The sequence below is a fragment of the Brevundimonas sp. UYEF29 genome, from assembly GCF_040546195.1.
GTDB lineage: Bacteria > Pseudomonadota > Alphaproteobacteria > Caulobacterales > Caulobacteraceae > Brevundimonas > Brevundimonas huaxiensis.
Genome location: NZ_JBEPNH010000004.1, coordinates 136031 through 151530 on the forward strand (window position 1 = coordinate 136031; position 15500 = coordinate 151530).

Annotated in this window: 20 protein-coding genes; 10 read left to right on the forward strand and 10 right to left on the reverse strand. The window is 65.9% G+C overall.

Features of this window, described 5'->3' with window-relative positions; all coding sequences use genetic code 11:
• The first annotated feature begins 68 nt into the window (after positions 1–68).
• Together ABIB58_RS08535 and ABIB58_RS08540 are read left to right on the forward strand one after the other, a co-directional pair.
• A complete protein-coding gene (locus tag ABIB58_RS08535; RefSeq protein ID WP_354040295.1) occupies positions 69–917 on the forward strand; it encodes a thioesterase family protein in 849 nt (282 codons plus the stop codon).
• Between the two features lie 56 nt (positions 918–973).
• Entirely contained in the window at positions 974–1252 is a 279-nt protein-coding gene (locus ABIB58_RS08540; RefSeq protein WP_354040297.1) for a hypothetical protein, read from the forward strand.
• Position 1253: 1 nt separating this feature from the next.
• On the opposite strand, the gene ABIB58_RS08545 is transcribed toward ABIB58_RS08540, so the two are convergent.
• From ABIB58_RS08545 to queC, 3 genes are read right to left on the reverse strand one after another with little or no spacing between them, the layout of a single operon-like run.
• Positions 1254–1622: a 6-pyruvoyl trahydropterin synthase family protein gene (locus ABIB58_RS08545; protein WP_039246420.1), complete on the reverse strand. Its 369-nt coding sequence runs from the start codon at positions 1620–1622 to the stop codon at positions 1254–1256.
• A complete protein-coding gene (gene queE / locus ABIB58_RS08550; RefSeq protein WP_354040299.1) occupies positions 1622–2257 on the reverse strand; it encodes a 7-carboxy-7-deazaguanine synthase in 636 nt (211 codons plus the stop codon). Before queE ends, ABIB58_RS08545 begins: the two co-directional genes overlap by 1 nt.
• Entirely contained in the window at positions 2254–2964 is a 711-nt protein-coding gene (gene queC, locus ABIB58_RS08555) for a 7-cyano-7-deazaguanine synthase QueC (protein WP_502909741.1), read from the reverse strand. Before queC ends, queE begins: the two co-directional genes overlap by 4 nt.
• Positions 2965–3165: 201 nt before the next feature.
• On the opposite strand from queC, the gene ABIB58_RS08560 reads away from it, so the two are divergent.
• Positions 3166–4776, forward strand: coding sequence for a response regulator (locus tag ABIB58_RS08560; RefSeq protein ID WP_354040303.1), 1611 nt, complete (start codon positions 3166–3168; stop codon positions 4774–4776).
• A 3-nt stretch (positions 4777–4779) separates the two neighbouring features.
• Here ABIB58_RS08560 and ABIB58_RS08565 read toward each other — a convergent pair whose 3' ends face one another.
• Positions 4780–5811 (reverse strand): ligase-associated DNA damage response exonuclease, encoded by a 1032-nt coding sequence (locus ABIB58_RS08565; RefSeq protein WP_354040305.1) that lies wholly within the window; start codon positions 5809–5811, stop codon positions 4780–4782.
• A 46-nt stretch (positions 5812–5857) separates the two neighbouring features.
• Between ABIB58_RS08565 and ABIB58_RS08570 the strand changes: the two genes are divergently transcribed.
• From ABIB58_RS08570 to ABIB58_RS08590, 5 genes are all read left to right on the forward strand, one after another.
• Positions 5858–6358 (forward strand): PaaI family thioesterase, encoded by a 501-nt coding sequence (locus ABIB58_RS08570; RefSeq protein WP_231576580.1) that lies wholly within the window; start codon positions 5858–5860, stop codon positions 6356–6358.
• A complete protein-coding gene (locus ABIB58_RS08575) occupies positions 6355–6750 on the forward strand; it encodes a PaaI family thioesterase (protein WP_039246414.1) in 396 nt (131 codons plus the stop codon). The genes ABIB58_RS08570 and ABIB58_RS08575 overlap by 4 nt, the downstream gene beginning before the upstream one ends.
• A 176-nt stretch (positions 6751–6926) precedes the next feature.
• Positions 6927–7277 carry a hypothetical protein gene (locus tag ABIB58_RS08580; RefSeq protein WP_045810253.1) on the forward strand — a complete coding sequence of 117 codons (351 nt, stop codon included), beginning with the start codon at positions 6927–6929 and terminating at the stop codon, positions 7275–7277.
• A 91-nt stretch (positions 7278–7368) separates the two neighbouring features.
• The gene (locus ABIB58_RS08585) at positions 7369–7809 is read left to right on the forward strand and encodes a hypothetical protein (protein ID WP_045810498.1); all 441 of its coding nucleotides are present in this window, start codon (positions 7369–7371) and stop codon (positions 7807–7809) included.
• A 42-nt stretch (positions 7810–7851) separates the two neighbouring features.
• On the forward strand, positions 7852–8487 hold the full coding sequence (locus ABIB58_RS08590) for a S24 family peptidase (RefSeq protein ID WP_045810254.1): 636 nt from the start codon (positions 7852–7854) through the stop codon (positions 8485–8487).
• Between the two features lie 60 nt (positions 8488–8547).
• On the opposite strand, the gene ABIB58_RS08595 is transcribed toward ABIB58_RS08590, so the two are convergent.
• The 6 genes from ABIB58_RS08595 to ABIB58_RS08620 form a co-directional block, all read right to left on the reverse strand.
• Complete coding sequence (locus ABIB58_RS08595; protein ID WP_354040309.1) at positions 8548–9021, reverse strand: SH3 domain-containing protein; 474 nt, start codon at positions 9019–9021, stop codon at positions 8548–8550.
• A 77-nt stretch (positions 9022–9098) separates the two neighbouring features.
• A complete protein-coding gene (locus tag ABIB58_RS08600) occupies positions 9099–9488 on the reverse strand; it encodes a hypothetical protein (RefSeq protein WP_045810255.1) in 390 nt (129 codons plus the stop codon).
• Between the two features lie 60 nt (positions 9489–9548).
• Positions 9549–11231 (reverse strand): lysine--tRNA ligase, encoded by a 1683-nt coding sequence (locus ABIB58_RS08605; RefSeq protein WP_045810256.1) that lies wholly within the window; start codon positions 11229–11231, stop codon positions 9549–9551.
• A 41-nt stretch (positions 11232–11272) separates the two neighbouring features.
• Entirely contained in the window at positions 11273–11617 is a 345-nt protein-coding gene (locus ABIB58_RS08610) for a RidA family protein (protein WP_354040312.1), read from the reverse strand.
• A 61-nt stretch (positions 11618–11678) separates the two neighbouring features.
• Entirely contained in the window at positions 11679–12155 is a 477-nt protein-coding gene (locus ABIB58_RS08615) for a hypothetical protein (RefSeq protein WP_091747886.1), read from the reverse strand.
• A 41-nt stretch (positions 12156–12196) separates the two neighbouring features.
• Complete coding sequence (locus ABIB58_RS08620) at positions 12197–12646, reverse strand: Lrp/AsnC family transcriptional regulator (protein WP_039246401.1); 450 nt, start codon at positions 12644–12646, stop codon at positions 12197–12199.
• A gap of 135 nt (positions 12647–12781) precedes the next feature.
• Between ABIB58_RS08620 and ABIB58_RS08625 the strand changes: the two genes are divergently transcribed.
• Entirely contained in the window at positions 12782–14068 is a 1287-nt protein-coding gene (locus ABIB58_RS08625) for a D-amino acid dehydrogenase (RefSeq protein WP_354040316.1), read from the forward strand.
• 345 nt (positions 14069–14413) lie between these two features.
• Positions 14414–15499 (forward strand): tRNA preQ1(34) S-adenosylmethionine ribosyltransferase-isomerase QueA, encoded by a 1086-nt coding sequence (gene queA, locus ABIB58_RS08630; RefSeq protein ID WP_354040318.1) that lies wholly within the window; start codon positions 14414–14416, stop codon positions 15497–15499.
• Position 15500 lies beyond the last annotated feature (1 nt).

The window sequence follows — 15500 nt, forward strand, 5'->3', positions numbered from 1 at the left end:
CCTTGGACTTCGGCGGGAGATCGTCATCAGGTCTTCCGCCGCTTCTTCGCCTGACGCAGGATTGCGCAATGACGCCGCCCATCTCCCTCGACGCCGCCCTTACACTCCTAGTCCTCGAAGACGGCGGTCTGTCCGCGCCCGTGTCGGGTCATTTCTCGAATGGCCCATCGAGCATGGCGCCGGAGAAGGGCTTTCCATTCGGCGGGCTGCTGGCGGCCCTGTGCGCCCAATCGATGCGACAGGGACTGGCGCTGAGGGCGCCCCTTCGGACGCTGTCAGTCCAATATCTGTCAGCGGCAAGGTTCGGTGAACAGGTCGCCTTTCGCCCTCGCCTGCTGCGCGGCGGCCGTAACGTGCTGTATGCCGCGGTCGAGGCCGAGCAGGACGGGCGCATGACCCACCATGCCACCGGCACCTATGGGTTGGACGCCGTGCCGGCGCCGTTGACGCCGTTGCACGCGCCGCCCCCGCCTCTGGACAGACTGGACCCCAGGGCCACGATACGCGGGCCGATGTCGCCGCATTTCGCCCAGCACGTCGAATACCGCTTCGACGGCGGCCCCAACATCCTTGGCGGCAATGAGGGCAAGCCGGTGATCGAGCGCACCTGGATGCGGATGGCCGACGGCCGGCCCTTGGATGAGGTCGGCCTGTGCTACCTTCTGGACGCGCTGTATCCGCCCGCCTGGACCGCATCCAAAACGCCAGCCGTCATGACCACGGTCGATCTGCGCATCGACATCCTGACCGATCCGACGCCGCAGACCGCGCCGGACGGCTGGGCCTTTTTCGAGTTCAGAATGCTGGACCTCGGCCTGGGCTGGACGGTGGACGAGGCGATCGCCTGGGGCGCTGATGGAACGCCGCTGGCCCTGTCGCGCCAACGCCGCAAGCTGCTGCCGCAACGTCCCGCCTGAAGTCAGCCCTCATTCATCATTATCGACGACTATTCCAAATCTCTGGAGTGTCGCCCATGCGTCGTCGAAATCGCCTCGTTTTCGTGTCCCAAGTCGTCGTCATGCTGGGCGGTTGTCTGATGCTGCAGGGCTGCCTTGTCGGCGCCGTGGTCGGCGGGACCGCTGCGGTCGTCGGCGGGACGGCGAAAGCTACCGGCGCGGTCGTCGGCGCCGGCTTCGATGCCGTCACCACCTCCGACGAGGAAACCAAACTGCGTCGCGAGCGTGAACAGCGCGATTATGAACGCGAACAACGCCGCTGCGAACAGCGCCAGCGTCAGGGCAAACGCTGCTAGGTCAGAGACTTAGAACGCAGCGCTCGTTGATGGTCGGCCGCGCCACCTGAATCCGGCAAAGGCCCGGCCATTCAGGCTTCAGCGTCTTGGCGAACCACAGGCACAGGTTCTCCAAACTGGGCAGCGCCAGTCCCTCGTGCTCGTTCAGCATGCCGTGATCCAGCGTCTCGGCCGCCGCTTTCAGCGCCCGATCCAGCGCGCCCAGGTCCGCGACCCAGCCATGTTCGACATCCAGCACCTCGGACCGCACCGTCGCCTCGACCGTGAAGGAATGGCCGTGGACGCGGCGATAGATGCTGCCCTCGGGCTCGTTCGGGAAGTGGTGGGCGGCGTCGAAAGTCGCCTGTTTGGTGATCTCGAAGACGGGCATTAGCGGACGCCGATGTATTTGTGGGTCTGGACGCTCAGGCGCCATTGAGGGTGGGTCAGGCAGTATTCGATGGCGGCGGCGGTGTTCTCGACCTGATCCGGCCCGTCCATCGGCTGAAGCCAGAACCGTTCGAAATCCAGATGTTCGAACCGATCCGGCATGGCCTTGGGCTGGGGGAAGACCAGTTTAAGCTCGGCCCCGCGCGTCTGCACCACCGGCGCATCGGCCTTGGGGCTGATGCAGATCCAGTCGATCCCGTCGGGCGCAGCCAGCGTGCCGTTCGACTCGATGGCGATTTCAAAGCCCCGCGCGTGCAGGGCCGCGATCAGAGGCGCGTCCAGTTGCAGCAGCGGCTCGCCCCCGGTGCAGACGACCAGTTTCGGATCGCCCGCCCGCCCCCGCCACATCTCCGCGACGTGATCGGCCAGTAAATCCGGCGTGGCGAACTTGCCGCCCCCGTCGCCGTCGACGCCGACAAAGTCGGTGTCGCAGAAGGTGCAGACGGCGCTGGCCCGATCCTGCTCGCGCCCGCTCCACAGATTGCAGCCGGCGAACCGCAGGAAGACCGCCGGTCGCCCCGCCTGTCCGCCCTCGCCCTGAACGGTCAGGAACACTTCCTTAGCCGAATAGGTCATCGCCCCGACGCCCATTCGTCATAGCCGGCCGCACGCAGCTCGCAGGCCGGGCATGACCCGCAGCCATAGCCCCAGGCGTGTCGATGCGTTCGGTCGCCCTGATAGCAGGTATGGCTATCCTCGATGATCAGCTCGATCAGCCTGTCGCCGCCGATCCTGTCCGCCAGTTCCCAGGTCTGGGCCTTGGTCAACCACATCAGGGGCGTGTCGATGACGACCGGCTTGTCCAGCCCCAGCGACAGCGCCCGCGCCATCGCCTCCATCGTCTCGTGGCGGCAGTCCGGATAGCCCGAATAATCCGTCTCGCACATGCCGCCAACCAGGACTTCCAGTCCTCGCCGATCCGCCAGCGCCGCGGCTGCGACTAGGAAGATCAGATTGCGTCCCGGCACGAAGGTGGTCGGCAGGCCGCGCGCGTCCATCTCGATCTTGCGGTCGGCGGTCAGGGCGCTCTCGGCGATCCGGCCGTATCCGGTCAGGTCCACCACATAGTCGTCGCCCAGGCGATCGGCCCACTGCGGCAGAGCCGTCTTCATTCCGTCGCGCACGGACTGACGCGCCTGCATCTCCACCAGATGGCGCTGGCCATAGTCGAACCCGACCGTCTCCACCCGCTCGAACCGCTCCAGCGCCCAGGCCAGGCAGGTCGCACTGTCCTGCCCTCCGGAGAACAGAACCAAGGCCGATGTGGGCTTCTTTTCCAGGATGGCGCTCATGACGAATCTGCGGTCGGCCGGTCGGCCGCGCGCATGCACAAAGGGATGGGGACCCAGATGGGTCGGGCGGGCCTCATACACCAGACCCACCCCTTGAGCAAAAAAGGCGGATTTGCGTCCTAGATGACGCCGCTTAACTAATCCGCAAGCGATTTGGGCTTTTACTCACAATGAGTAGGAGTTCCGGGCAGTATGCCGACCATCGAGACCCTTTCCGAGCGTCCAAAGCCGGTTGCGCCGACGACTCTCGGCTGCGAGGTTCTGGCGCGTTTCGAATGCGAGCCGGATACGCTGGTTATTCCCGTTGTCGATGGCGACCGCCCCGTCGGCCTTGTCGAACGCACCGCCTTCCTTCAGAAAATCGCCGCCCGCTTCGGCCACGCCCTCTACGACCTTCGCCCCATCACCTTCGCCATGGATGCCGAGCCGGCCGTGGTCGAGGCGGGCGTCCGCATCGACGCCTTTTGCGACATCATGCTGAAGGGCGGTCCGGCCGCCCTGCTGCGCGGCTTCATCGTCACCAAGAACGGCGCCTATTGGGGCGTAGGCACCGCCGCCACCCTGTTGCAGGCCGTCAACACGCGCCAGCGCGAGCAGAACGCCGAACTGGCCGAGCAGGCGGCGATTCTCAGCGACACCCGCGCCCAGGCCATCGCCGCCGCCCGCGCCAAGAGCCAGTTCCTGGCCATCATGAGCCACGAGCTGCGCACGCCCATGAACGGCGTCCTGGCCGTCGCCGAACTGCTGCGCCGCCAGCCGTTGAATACGGCGGCTCAGGCGCACGTCCAGACCATCGTGGATTCGTCGGAGACCCTGCTGCGCATCCTTCAGGACGCCGTCGACCTGTCCAAGGCTGAGGCTGGCGAACTGGAGCTGAAGACCGAACCGACCGCCCTGCGCGCGGTCATGGACGACATCCAGTCGATGTGGGAGCCGCGCGCCTCTCAGGACGGCGTGACCCTGCTCGTCGGCTACGAAGGCGACACCGAACTGGCGGCCGTCATCGACGGCGTGCGCCTGAAGCAGGTGTTCAACAATCTGATCGGCAATGCGCTGAAGTTCGCTCGCAACGGCGTGGTCGAGGCCGGCCTCAAGGCCTGGGTCGAGGGCGACCGCATTCGTATGGAAGCCCGCATTCGCGACGACGGCCCGGGCGTCGAGCCGGAACGCGTCGATTCCATCTTCGAGCCCTTCGTTCACGGTTCCGGTCCCGACGGCGCCGGCCTGGGCCTGTCGATCTGTCGTCAGGTCATCGACCGGATGGACGGCCGGATCTGGGCCGAGAACAACAAGGGACGCGGCGCCACCTTCGCCTTCGACCTGACCGCGCCCCGCGCCGTCGTCGAGGCGGAAGCGCAATCGAACGTGTCGGATCTGTCGGGCCTCGATTTAAAATCCGCGCCACACATCCTGATCGTCGACGACAACGCCACCAACCGCGTCGTCGCCCAGGCGCTGTGCGAGATGTTCGGCTGCAGTTCCGAACTGGCCGAGGATGGCCTGGAGGCGCTTCAGGCCGTTCAGGAAAGCCGCTACGACCTGGTCCTGATGGACATCAAGATGCCTCGGATGGACGGGGTTCAAGCCACGCAGGCCATTCGCGCCCTGCCCGGCGCCGTCGGCCGCGTGCCGATCGTGGCCCTGACCGCGAATGCGGACCCCGAAGACGCCAAACACTATCTGTCGATCGGCATGGCCGCCGTCGTCGAAAAGCCCATCAAGCCCGAACGCCTGCGTATGGCGATGAACGCCGCCATTTCCGCCGCGGACGAACAGGACCAGTCCGATCGCGCCGTCGCCTGATCGTCAGTCTGGACGAACGTCCAGCGCCTCTTCATCCTCTTCGTCATAGCCGACCAGACGCAGCGCCCTCGCCTTTTGCCCGTTGATCTCGGCCCAGCGTAGCAAACCCTCCTCGCGACCGTGGGTGATCCAGATTTCCTCCGGCTTGATCTCGGTGAAGGTCGCGGTCAGTTCGTTCCAGTCGGCATGATCCGACACGACCAACGGCAGTTCCACGCCGCGCTGCCGCGCCCGCGCCTTCACCCCCATCCAGCCTGAAGCAAAGGCCGTGACCGGATCGGCGAACCGACGCGCCCACCGATCCTGGATGGCGGATGGCGGTGCGATAGCGACCTCGCCGCCCAGCGCATTCTTGGGCAGATCGCGGGTCGGCGCCAGCGGGCCCAGATCGACCCCTTCTCTTTCGTACAGGGCGTTCAGCCGCTCCAGCGCCCCGTGCACATAGATGGTGCGGTCCCATCCAGCCTCGCGCAGCAGACGGATGATCCGCTGCGCCTTGCCCAGCGCATAGGCGCCGACCAGATGCGCCCGCTCGGGAAACTGTCCCAGCGAGCGCACCAGCCGCCCGACCTCGTCCTCCGCCGGCGGATGGCTGAAGACCGGCAGGCCGAACGTCGCCTCCGAGATAAAGACGTGACACGGCACAGGCTCGAACGGCGCACAGGTCGGATCGCGGCGGCGCTTGTAGTCGCCGGACACGACCATGATCAGCCCCTTCCAGCGCACCTCGACCTGGGCCGAACCCAGCACATGGCCGGCAGGCGCCAATCTGAGATCGACCCCATTGATCGCTGTTGCCTCGCCGTATTCCACTGACTGGGGCTGCAACGTGAAGTCCGCGCCATAACGTTCAGCCATGATCGCCAGGGTCTGGCGCGTCGCGAGCACCGCCCCGTGACCGGCGCGCGCGTGGTCGGCGTGCCCGTGCGTGATGACGGCGCAATCCACCGGCCGAACCGGGTCGATGTAGAAATCTCCCGGCGGGCAGTAGAGGCCAGCGGGCGTGGGGTGCAGCAGGTCTTCGGGGCGGATCATCTTGCGGTAACGCTCTCGACGCCGTCGGGTCGCCGCCCCATAGAGGATGACCCCGAAAATCGGCGCAACAGGTTCAGTCCGCACGATGCACGAGAGCTTCCTGACCACCATCCTGCCGCAACTGGCCGCCGGCGCCGCCCACACCGGCGCCTTGGGCTTCACCTTCGACGGCCTGCACGATGGCCAGCCCCGTATTCGCGTGCCGTGGCGTGAGGATCTGGTCGGCGATCCCGACAGCGGCGTCTTCGCAGGCGGTCTGGTGACGACCTTGCTGGATCATATAGGCGGATTGGCGGTGTGGACTGCGATGGACGCCTTCCAGCCCATCGCCACACTTGATTTGCGTGTCGACTACATGCGCGCGGCCAGGCCGCGTCAGGACCTGCTGGCACAGGGCCTTTGCTTCCGCCTGACGCCCAGCATCGCCTTCGTGCGCGCCTGGGCCTTCGAAGACGATCCATCAGACCCGGTCGCCGCCGCGCAAGCCGCCTATATCCTCAACCAAACCCGCGAGCGGACGCCCCAAGCAACAGGAGCGGCGGCATGACCGACATCCTGAACCGCATGCCCTACGCCCGCTTTCTCGGCCTTCAGACCCTGGTAAGCGGCGACGAAGTCACTGTCGTCATGCCCTTCGACGATAAGCTGATCGGCAATCCGATGCTGCCCGCCCTGCATGGCGGATCGACGGCCGCCCTTTTGGAAATGACGGCCATGGCTCAGGTGGCGCTCAGCTTTCCGGGTCCGCGTCTGCCCCGCCCGATCAATGTGACGGTCGCCTATCTGCGCACCGGCAGGCCGATCGACGTCTTTGCTCGCGCCCGCATCAGCCGGGCCGGTCGGCGCGTCGCCCACGTGCATGCGGAGGCCTGGCAGGAAGAACGTCAACAGCCGATTGCGTCCCTTACCGCACACTTCCTGCTGGACAACCAGGACTGATCACCGCGCCCTAGCGCGCTGATTCGCGCCGACTTCTTGCTCTCATTGGGTTTCAACGCCTTGCTTACGGCGGCGCTTCAACGCGCGATTGCCGATATGGTAAAGATTGCTCTACCAAACAGGGTTAAGACGTGATAACCATACGGCCGTTGTAAACCTGTCTTTGAGGGGCTTTCATGGACCGCACTGAAGTCGTCACCAGCGTTGCTGGCGATCTGCATGCTACCGAACTCGCGATCGACGCCGCGATCACCCAGGCGACCACGCTGGTTCAATCCTTCATCGGCGCTCGCGCCGCCCTGTCGCTGTCGCCGGTCTCCGGCACGCTGTCGCAAGCCAAGGCCATGGAAACCATCGCCGCCCTCTCGGCCGCGCGTGAGTCCATCGTGGCCTGTCACGCCGAGCTGCAAAAAGATCACCGCCGCCTCGGTTTCGGCACCTACGCCGCTGGCCCGATCGCCAAGCCCGACGATTGGCTCGACCCCAAATCGGCCCTGACGCCGACGCATTTGCATCGCGTCGCGTGAATTCTTGGTAAGCTTGGCTTACCGAGATTTCAGTTTGATCTGACTTCGTTCATTATCGCCCCCACGTATTTTGCGTGGGGGCGATTTTGTTATGGTCAATATCGTCTATGCGATTGTGGGCGCCGTGTTCATGGTCGGCATGGCTCTGTTTGCCTTCATGAAGGGTGGACCTGCTGAAAGAATGGGCGCCGGGGCTTATCTGTTTGCTTGGTTCGCATCCATTATCTTGCAGCAAAACAGCGGCTTTCGCGGCCTGCCTGCCGGTTTGTTTCTGATCGATCTTGCTGTTTTGATAGTCTTCGTCGGTGTTGCCTGGCGCTATCGGCAATCATGGCCCGTGTGGGCGAGCGGCATCCAGCTGATCACAGTCATGGCTCACGTCATGATGCTCGCCAAACAACCTGTGCTGCTAGGATCGTTGATCACAGTTATGAATCTCAATGGTTATCTCATTATCGGCTGCATCGTCATCGGCACATTCTACGCTTGGCAGGAGCGCCGTGCGGCGATGCTGGTAGGTAGAAATTCCTAACGCTTGATCGTATTCTAGCGACGAATCGGTCGCTGGAAGTCCATGCCGCTATCCCACGCCAAGCTCTGGAAGGCCGTCGACGCCTTGGCGCGACGTGAAGGGCTGACGCCGTCGGGCTTGGCGCGACGGGCCGGTCTGGATGCGACGAGTTTCAATCCCTCAAAACGCTTCGGACTTGGCGATCCGCCGCGTCCGCGCTGGCCGTCGACCGAGAGCATGACGCTGGTGCTTCAGGCGACGGGCCTGTCGCTATCGGAGTTTGCGGTGCTGGCTGAGGACGCGCCGGAGACGCCGACCAGCGTCCCCTTGCTGGGTCTGGCCAAGGCGGGTCAGGACGGGTTTTTCGACGACGCCGGCCTGCCGGTCGGCGAAGGTTGGGATCAGACCGATCTGCCGCGCGCCAAGGACACCCTGTTCAGCCTTCGGATAACCGGCGATTCGATGTCGCCCCTCTATCGCGAAGGCGATCGCGTCATCGTCGATCAAGAAGCGACGCAGGTTCGACAAGGCGACCGCGTTGTCGCCCGCCTGACCAGCGGAGAAACCGTGGCCAAGGAGGTCACCAGCCTGACCAGCCGCGCCGTCACCTTGGCCTCGATCAATCCCGACTATCCGCCCAGGACCGTGCCCCGGCGCGAGATCGAATGGATGGCCCGCATCCTCTGGGTCAGCCAGTAAGGCGCAGCAAAAACCCCGCCCGGCGAACCGGACGGGGCTTTCGATTAGGGCGAACTGGACTCAGTTGGCCGTGACGTAGTGGGCGTTCACCCAACCACCGCCTGCGATTTGGACCCATTCACCTTGCGAACCGATGGCGGTGAAGGGCTGGCCTGCCGACAGCGTGCCGGCTTGGCGATAGTTGGTGCCGGGGCCGCTGCGGATGCGCAGGTTCGACGAAGCGCGATACTGGGCGCCGCTGGAGGCCGAAGCCGCACGCGCGCGTTGCTGGTTGCAGCCGATATAGGAACCGGCGCCGGCGCCGGCGCCCGCGCCGACGATGGTGCCGGCCGTGCGCTCGTTGCGGGCGAGGTTCGAGCCCACCACGCCGCCGACCACGGCGCCGATCAGGGCGCCCGCACGCTGGCGACCGCCAGGCGCGTCACAATTGGTCACGCCGTTGGCCTGGGCCTGGGCGGACATCGGGGCGGCGGTCACCATGGCGGCTAAGGCGGCAGCAGTGGCCAGACCGGTCTTGAAAATCTTGTTCGACATAACTCTTCTCCTGTCAGCGCGTTTGCCGATGAGGGGAGAATGCACGGACGAACCTGAAGGCTCCCGGAGCTTCGCCGTTATTTTCCGTTCATCTTGGCAATGCGCGCGGACTGGCGGCGGGCGACGAAACGTTTGGCGATATCGACGTCGCGTTCGATGAAGTGTTTCCGACGCACGAACTGGAAGTCCAGCACACGCGCCCACAGATGGAGCATGCGGTCGTTTGTCACGAAAACCGTCACCGCTTCGACGGACGGCGGCGGCCCCCAGGCTTCAGCCAGCTTCGCCAGATGCTGGACGGTGGCGTCGTCGGTCATGGGTTCGCATTCGACGATCCAGTCCCAGCTGCAGAGCTCAGGCCTTTGCGTGATCAGATCGACCGTCGCTTTCAACACGCGGTCGGCCGACCCGGCCGACACCAGGTCGAGCATCAGGACCCTGTTCGCCTCGTCGATCTCGTAACGCAACCTCGCCTCCCCCGGCTACGTCCTATCAGGCTGGCATCACGCAACAACCCTGACGCAAGGTCAAGGTTGCGCCAGCTCTCCGTTTGCGCCCGCTTCGATCAGTGCGATCGTCTGCGGCAGGCCGTAGATGGCGGCGAACGAACCGAAGCGCGGCCCCTGGCTAGCGCCCAGCAGCACCTCATAGAGCGCGCCGAACCAGGCCCGCAGCGGCTCGAAGGCGTGTTCCTTGCCGACCGCATAGACCTCGTTCTGGATCAGCTCGCCGTCCGTGGTGTCGGCCGGCAGCGCCTTCAGCCGTTCGGCCAGATCCAGCAGCGCCGCCTTTTCCTTGTCGTCCGGCAGGCGATAGGACTTCGCGGGCTTCACGAAGTCCTCGTAGTAGTTCAGCGCGTGGTCCATCAGCCGGTCCAGCAGCGGCTCGTTTTGCGGCGTCGCGTCAGGCAGGTATTTGGCGAAATAGGCCCACAGCTGGTCCTTGGTCGAGGCGTTGGCCACGCCGACCAGGTTCAGCAGCAGGGCGAAGGACACCGGCGACGTGTGGGTCGGCGGATCGCCCGCATGGATCGACCAGACGGCGTTGTCGATCCGCTTGGCCGGCTCCTGGGTCTTGTAGCTTTCGATGAAGGCCAGATAGTCGTCGATGGCGCGCGGAATGACGTTGAAGTGCAGGCTCTTGGCCGACTTCGGCGACTGGAACATGTACCATGACAGGCTCTCGGGCGTGCCATAGCGCAGCCAATCGTCCATCGTCAGGCCGTTACCCTTGGACTTGGAGATCTTCTTGCCCTCGATGTCGAGGAAGAGCTCGTAGTTGAAGCCTTCGGGAGGGGTGCCGCCCAGGGCGCGGCAGACCTTGGAGCTTTCGCGCACGCTCTCAATCAGGTCCTTGCCCGACATCTCGTAGTCGATGTCGAGCGCGACCCAGCGCATGGCCCAGTCTGGCTTCCATTGCAGCTTCACATGACCGCCCGTGACCGGCACCTCGGTGCGGTTGCCCGGCTCGCCGGCGGGATCTTCGAAGGTGATCGTGCCCTTCTCGACGTTGCGCGCCAGGGTCGGAACCTGCAGCACATGGCCGGTGATCGGGCTGATGGGCAGGAAGGGCGAATAGGTGGCGCGGCGCTCCTCGCCCAGGGTCGGCAGCATGATGGCCTGGACCGCGTCGAACCGCTCCAGCAGGGTCAGCAACGTCGCGTCAAACCGACCCGACCTATAGGTCTCGGTCGAGGACATGAACTCATAGTCGAAGCCGAAGCTGTCGAGGAAGGCGCGCAGGCGGGCGTTGTTGTGCGCGCCGAAGCTGTCGTGGGTGCCGAAGGGATCGCGCACCCGCGTCAGGGACAGGTGCAGGTCCTCGCGCAGCATCTCCGGGTTCGGCACGCCCTCCGGCACCTTGCGCAGGCCGTCCATGTCGTCGGAGAAGGCGATCAGGCGCGTGGGCCAGTGGTCGCCGGTCAGGGCGCGAAAGGCGTTGCGCACCATGGTGGTGCGGGCGACCTCGCCGAAGGTGCCCATGTGCGGCAGGCCCGACGGGCCATAGCCGGTCTCCAGGATCACCGGGCGCTGCAAGGCGGGAAAGGCCGCCAGGGCTTCATCCGCCTTGCCGGCGTCGATCAGGGCGCGCGCTTCGGCTCGCTCGGCCTCGCCCAGCCGTTTCTTCAGAACATGGGCCAGCAGGTTGCGGGCTTGTTCGAAGGGCCAGGACTTGGCCTCGCGGGCGAGGGTTTCGAGGTTCTGCAGCATGGCGGCGGTTTGCAGTCTGCATCCCGCCCGGTCAACCGTGATCAGGCTTTGGCGGCGATTACGATGATCTCGACCTTATAGTCGGGCGACGCCAGCCGGCTTTCGCCCGTGGCGCGGGCCGGCGGGTTGGCGGTGTCGACCCAGGCGTCCCACACGCCGTTCATCGCCTCGAAGTCGGCGATGTCCGCCAGCCAGATCTGGGCCATCAGGATCTTGGACTTGTCGCTGCCGGCCTCGGCCAGCAGGGCCTCGATCTCAGCCAGCGCCGTTCGGGTCTGCGTCGTCACGTCGTCGCCGGGTTCGCCGACCTGGCCGGACAGATAGATGGTGTCGCCGTGGACGACGGCCTCGCTCATGCGGGCGCCGGGCTGGATGCGGGTGATCATGGGCGGGGGTCCTTCGAAAACGCTCCCCACCTATCGCCGCCGGGGCCCGGCTGTCGAGCGGCTAGCGGCGGTTGAACCGCGAGACGGTCAGGCCGACGACCAGGGCGCCGGCGCCGACGATCAGGGCGTCCTCGATCAGGCCGCTCTTGGTCTGGCCGATGCGGGCCATGGCCTTCTTGCGACCTGAGAGGGTCAGATAGGCCAGCGGCACGGCCGTGCCGACGGCCAGGCCGGCGCCCAGCTTCTCCTTTCCACGCGGGGCCAGGGCGGCGCCGGCGATGCCCGCGCTCATGACGCGCGCCAACAGGCCCAGAAAGACGGTGCGATCGGGCGCGGTCTTCATCTTGTCGCCCAGCAGTTCGCCCACGCCCATGGCCAGGGCGCCGAACTTGAACAGCGGCCGGTTCAGCAGAAAGACGCGGCCGGGCAAGGGCTTGTGAGCCAGTTCGGCGGTGGCGAGGGCCGCCATCGGGGTCATGGAACGGGCGCTGGCGACAGCGCCGATGAGGGCGGACGGGAGGAGGTCGAGGGCTTTCATGCCGCCACAACACCCGACCGGGGCGGAAGGTTCAGCCCGTTTCAGCCGCGGGCCGCCAGGACGTTGCGGATCGCCAGGCTGGAGTGGATGCGCGACACCCCCGGCAGGCGCGACAGGACGTCCTTGTGGATCACCTCATAGGCGGCGATGTCGGGCGCGACGGCGCGGACGATGTAGTCGGCCTCGCCCGCCATTAGATAGCAGTCGCGGATTTCCGGGTGGTTGCGAACGGCCGCCTCGAACCGGCGCATGTGGTCGTCGGTCTGCTTCTCCAGCGTGATCTCGACATAGGCGACGACGCCGTCGTCGCTGTCGTTGGCCAGGACGGCGGCATAGCCCCGGATCACCCCGCGTTCTTCCAGCCGCCGCACCCGCCGCAGGCAGGCGGAGGGCGACAGACCGACGGCGGAGGCCAGGTCCGCATTGCTGATGCGCCCGTCGGCGCGGAGCCGTTGAAGGAGGCGTTGATCGAGAGGATCGAGCAGGGACACAAGTTTCCGCCGTTCAGCCGCAGATTATTGCGTCAGACTTCTATCAGCGACCGATCGTTGCGCAAACAGGCAGGATCGTCGATCCATGCGGCGCTAGCTTGCGGCGAATAACAACATTGGGCTTGGAAACGTCACATGCGGGTTCTGGTGCTTGGGTCGGGCGTCATCGGCGTCACCACCGCCTGGTATCTCAGTCAGGCCGGGCATGAGGTCACGGTGGTGGATCGCCAGGCCGGTCCGGCGCTGGAGACCAGCTTCGCCAACGCCGCGCAGATTTCGCCGGGCTATTCCGCGCCCTGGGCCGCGCCGTCGATCCCGGTCAAGGCGATGAAGTGGCTGCTGATGCGCCACGCCCCGCTGATCGTGCGGCCGCGGCTGGACATGGCCATGGTGCGCTGGACCGTCGCCATGCTGCGCAACTGCACCCATGACCGCTATGCGCTGAACAAAAGCCGGATGGTGCGTCTGGCCGAGTACAGCCGCGACCAGATCGACCTGCTGCGCCGCGAGACCGGCATCGCCTATGACGGTCGCCAGCAGGGCACGCTGCAGCTGTTCCGCACGGAAAAGCAGCTGGCCGACGTGCACAAGGACGTCGATGTGCTGAAGGCCGCCGGCGTGCCATGCGAGGTTCTGGACCGCGCAGGCTGTATCGCGGCCGAGCCGGGCCTGGCCGCCTCCGACGTCGATTTCGTCGGGGGTCTGCGCCTGCCGCATGACGAGACCGGCGACTGCTTCCTGTTCACCAACGCCCTGGCGAAGCTGGCGGCGGAGCGCGGCGTGGTCTTCCACACAGGGACCGAGATCCAGTCGATCACGATGGCGGACGGTCGCGCGACCGGCGCCATGACCAGCAAGGGCGCCATGACGGCCGATCTGGTGATCCTGGCGCTCGGCTCCTATTCGCCGATGATGGCCAAGCCGCTGGGGCTGGATCTGCCGGTCTACCCGGTGAAGGGCTATTCGATCACGGCCAAGATCGTGAACGAAGACCGGGCGCCCGTCTCGACCGTCATGGACGAGAGCTACAAGGTGGCGATCACGCGCCTGGGCGATCGCATCCGCGTGGGCGGCATGGCCGAGCTGTCGGGCTACAACAACACCCTGCCTGCCGTCCGTCGCGAAACCCTGGCCCATTCGGTCGGCAGCCTGTTCCCCGGCGGCGGCGACCTGGCGGGGGCCAGCTATTGGTCGGGCCTGCGTCCGATGACGCCGGACGGCACGCCGGTGATCGGCGCGACCAAGGTTCCGGGGCTTTATCTGAACACCGGCCACGGCACCCTGGGCTGGACCATGGCCTGCGGCTCGGCGCGGGTTCTGGCCGACATGGTCGACGGCAAGGCGCCCGAGATCGAGACCCGCGACCTGTCGCTGAACCGCTATGGCGCCTGGGCGGGGGCGTTTGCGCCGGGCTTCAGCTGAGATCAGACGGCGGCGGGGAATTTTACCGTCTAAAGAGTCTAATTCGTCTAATCTCGCGACGGTGGAGCCTTGGGCCGCGGACGGGAATTCACCGTCTAAAGTGTCTAATTCGTCTAATCCGGCGCCATCATCCGGGTGAGGCGCGGGCGGGATTTGGTCGTGCCTTCCGCCTGAACTTACGGTGTCAAAGATCGCCGGCCAGTCTAACACACGGCCGGGGCGCGGTCGGTTAGACGCCGTTCGGGCGCGAAAATCCTTTGCAAATCAGACATAGGGGCGCCGACGATGCGCTGGCAGGGCGTCGCGGCGTGGCGCGGCGCGTCGGAGCCGCCTATAGAGCGCGCGATGAAGACCGCCGATTTCGATTTCGACCTCCCCGAAGACCAGATTGCGTTGCGCCCGGCCGATCCGCGCGATTCCGCACGGTTGCTGGTGGTGAAAGGCGGCGCGCTGGAAGACCGGATCATTCGCGATCTGCCGGACTTCCTGCAGCCCGGCGACGCCCTGGTGTTCAACGATACACGGGTCATTCCCGCCCGTCTGTCGGGCGTGCGCCAGCGGATCGGGGCCGAGGGCGAAACCCTGACGGTCGAGGTGGAGGCGACGCTGCATCACCGCGACGCGCCCGACGTCTGGTCCGCCTTCATGAAGCCGGGCAAGCGGATCAAGCCGGGGGATCGGATCCGGTTCGGAAACGCGAGCGACGCCGCCTGCGACCTGGGTCGGCTGGACGCCACGGTGACGGCCAAGGGGGAAGACGGCCTGATCACCCTGACCTTCGACCTGGCGGGACCGGCGCTGGACGATGCGATCCGCGAGGTCGGGGTCATGCCCCTGCCGCCCTATATCGCCGCCAAACGGCCCGAGGACGACCGGGACCGGTCGGACTATCAGACCGTCTTCGCCGAGCATGACGGGTCGGTCGCGGCGCCGACGGCGGGGCTGCATTTCACCCCTGCCCTGCTGGACGCCATCCGCGCCAAGGGCGTCTCGACCCATGCGGTGACGCTGCATGTCGGGGCCGGCACCTTCCTGCCGGTCAAGGCCGACGACCTGGCTGACCACAAGATGCACAGCGAGTGGGGCGAGGTGTCGCCGGACACCGCCGCCGCCCTGAACGCTGTCCATGCAAAGGGCGGGCGCATCGTCTGCGTCGGCACCACCTCCCTGCGGCTGCTGGAAAGCGCGACGGCCGAGGACGGCGAGATCAAACCCTTCCACGGCGACACGGCCATCTTCATCACGCCGGGCTATCGGTTCCGGGCGGTCGATGTGCTGATGACCAACTTCCACCTGCCGAAGTCGACCCTGTTCATGCTGGTCAGCGCCTTTGCGGGCACGGCGACGATGAAGGCGGCCTATGCCCATGCGGTCGCCGACGGCTATCGCTTCTATTCTTACGGCGACGGATCGCTGCTGTTCCGCGACTGAT